The organism is Nonomuraea sp. NPDC005650 (assembly GCF_040605375.1).
GTDB lineage: Bacteria > Actinomycetota > Actinomycetes > Streptosporangiales > Streptosporangiaceae > Nonomuraea.
This window is the reverse complement of sequence record NZ_JBEXCR010000120.1, coordinates 1-3,368: the sequence shown is the minus strand read 5'-3', so window position 1 is coordinate 3,368 and position 3,368 is coordinate 1. Positions and strand designations below refer to the sequence as shown.

Annotated in this window: 1 protein-coding gene; it reads right to left on the bottom strand. The window is 69.3% G+C overall.

Annotated elements, in window-relative coordinates; translation table 11 throughout:
• A partial coding sequence (locus ABZS69_RS66840) for a condensation domain-containing protein (protein ID WP_355395558.1) occupies positions 1 to 3,322 on the bottom strand: 3,322 nt, incomplete at its 3' end.
• Positions 3,323 to 3,368 lie beyond the last annotated feature (46 nt).

Genomic DNA, 3,368 nt, shown 5'->3' with positions numbered 1-3,368 from the left:
GCAGGTCGAAGCTCTTGGGAGGATCGATGATCTGGTACGGGATGCCGTCGGCGTCTGCGACCAGCCGGGTCCGTAAGACCTCATGCCGCTCCACCAGCGTGGTGAGGGCGGCGCGCAGGGCGTCGATGTCGAGGTCGCCGGGCAGCGGAATCGGGGTGGGGATGTTGTACTCGGCGGAGTCGGGGTCGAGCTGGGCCAGGAACCACAACCGCTGCTGCGCGAACGACAGCGGCAACGGCCGGTCACGGTCGACCGGCACGATCGGGGGCCTGCTGCTGCCGTTCGCCCCGTCCACCAGCGGCGCCAGGCCGCCGACGGTCGGCTGATCGAACAGCGCCGCCAGGGGAAGATCCACCCCCAGCACCGCCCGAATCCGGGTGATGACCTGAGTGGCCAGCAGGGAGTGCCCGCCCAGATCGAAGAAATTGTCCCGGACACCCACCTGGTCCACGCCGAGCAGGTCGGCCCAGATGCCGGCCAGCAACTGCTCGGTGGGGGTGGACGGCGCCTGGTAGGTGTCGGCGAGTTCGGGACGGCTGCCGTCCGGCACCGGCAGCGCGGCCCGGTCGATCTTCCCGTTCGGGGACAACGGGAAGGCCGCCAGCTCGATGAACACCGACGGAATCATGTAATCCGGCAGGCCGGCCGCCAGATACGCGCGCAGATCATCGGTGGCGGGGATGCCGAGGGCTGGGTCAGCGGGAACGAGGTAGGCGACCAGCCGGCGCTCGGTGCCGGCGCCGTTGCCCGTGTCGTCTCCGGCGCTGTTGCCGGTGGTGGTGACCAGGGCTGCGGCGATGTGCGGGTGGCCGGTCAGGGTGTGTTCGATTTCGCCGGGCTCGATGCGGTGACCGCGGATCTTGACCTGGTGGTCGGTGCGGCCGAGGAAGTCGAGCTGGCCGTCGGGCCGCCAGGCGGCCAGGTCGCCGGTGCGATACAGGCGCGAGCCGTCGGCGGCATGGGGGTTGGCGATGAACCGCTCGGCGGTCAGGGCCGGCTTGCCGTGATACCCGCGGGCCAGCCCCTGCCCGCCGATGAGCAGCTCACCGGGCACGCCGGTGGGGGCGGGGTTGAGGTGGGCGTCCAGCACGTAGGTGATGGAGTTGGCCAGCGGCGCACCAATGGCGGGGTCAGCACCAACAGCTCCAGCACCAACGGCTCCAGCGCCGGCAGATCCGGTGGCGGCGGCTCCGATGGCGGTGGCTCCGATGCTGGCGGCTTCGATGCTGGCGGCTTCGTTGCTGGTGGCTTCGTTGGCGCTGTTGGTCGCGGAGGTGGTCAGGGGTGGGGTGGTGGTGGTGATGACGGTGGCTTCGGTGGGACCGTAGGTGTTGATCAGGCGGTGGTCCGCAGCCCAGGCGCGGGCCAGGGAGGCGCTCAGGCGTTCGGCGCCGAGGATCAGGGTGCGCAGGCCGGGCAGGGTGGCCGGGGTCAGGGTGGCCAGCAGGGACGGCACGATGCTGGCGGCGGTCACCCGCTGCCGGTTGATCAGATCGGCCAGCCGGTAGGGGTCGCCACGTTCACCGGCGGTGGCCAGGGCCAGAGTGGCGCCGGTGGTCAGGGTGACGACCAGGTCCAGCACCGCGGCGTCGAAGCTGTGGGAGGCGAACTGCAGCACCGTGTCATCCGGGCCGATACCGAACACCGGCCGCATCACAGTCGCCAGGTTGATCGCCCCGCGGTGGGTGCCCAAAACCCCCTTGGGGGTGCCGGTCGAACCCGAGGTGTAGATGAGATACGCCCCCTGATCCGGCTCGGCCACCACCACAGGCGCCTCCCCCGGATACCCACGCAGCCTCGAGTCCAGCTCCTGCACGGCCACCACCCGCACAGCGCCCTGGACCGTCCCGACAGCTGAACCAACGGCCAGGCTGGCGGCCGGGCTGGCCGAATCGCTGGCCGGGCTAGCGGCCGACCCGCTGGCCGGGCTGGCGGCATGGCCGTGGGTGGCCGGGTTGTCGGCGGGGTTGTCGGCGGGGTTGTCGGTGAGCAGAATGCCGGCCCGACTGTCGGTGAGCATGCGGGCCAATCGATCGGCCGGATAGGCGGCATCCAGCGGCAGATAAGCCGCACCCGCCTTCCACACCGCCAGGATCGCCACGATCAACTCCGGAGTCCGCCCCAGATGCAGGCCCACCACGCTGTCCCGGCCGGCACCCAAGGCGATCAGATGGTGAGCCAGCCGGTTGGCCCGCTCATCCAGCTCGCCATAACTGAGCCGCTCCCCCCGACACAACACAGCCGCATGACCAGGACGAAGCCGCGCCTGACCAGCGATCAGCTCATGAACACCGCCCACCGCCGGAACCACCACACCAGCAGGCACCGCGTCCGCGGTCAGGCGCCGCTGCTCGGCACCGGTCAGCACGGGCAGCGCCGACAACGGCCTGTCAGGATCGCTGGTGACGGCGTCCAGCAGCATGCTGAGGTGACCGATCAGCCGCTCGATCCTGCCCCGGCCGAACAGGGCCGTGCTGTACTGCACCGACCCGTTCAACACCCCGCCAGGACCACTGGCCATGGTCAGGATCAGGTCGTATTTGACCGGCAGCGAACCCGACCCGCCACCCACACCGGAACCGGCATCACTGGCATCGACGTCCAAGCCGGGGCCAGGGCGCGTGCCCGGGTCCGTGCCAAGGCCGGGGTCGTCGCTGGTGAAATGGCTGAACAGGGTCTGGAACAGCGGCGTCCGCGAGCGGTCACGCTCGACACCGAGTTCGTCGACCAGCTGCTCGAACGGCAGATCCTGATGACCGTAAGCATCTAGCGCCGTGGCGCGGACCTGCTGGAGCAGGTCGGTGAAGGTGGGGTCGCCGGACAGGTCGGCCCGCAGCACCAGCGTGTTGACGAAGAACCCGATCAGATCCTCGGTCTCGGCCTGATTCCGGTTGGCCACCGGCGTACCGACCAGCACATCATCCTGACGGCTGTACCGGCCAAGCAGCACCGTGTAAGCAGCCAGCAACGTCATGAACATCGTCGCACCGGTACGACGAGACAACTCCTGCAACCGACGGCTGACATCGGCGTCGATACGGAAATCAATAGCCGCGCCAGCGGTGTCACGAGCCGCAGGCCGGGGCCGATCGGCAGGCAACTCCAGCACCGACGGCCCGGCCAGCTGCCGACGCCAATAACCGAGCTGCTCCTCCAACGTCGGCCCGGTCAGCCAGGAACGCTGCCACACAGCGAAATCCGCGTACTGCACCGGCAACGGCACCAGCGGCGACGGCTCCCCCGCCCGGAAAGCGTCATACAACGCGAGAAGCTCGCGGTGGAAAATCTTGGCCGACCACTCATCAGAGATGACGTGATGCATGCACAACGCCAGAATGTGGTCCCGGTCGCTCAGCCGGAGCAGGCTG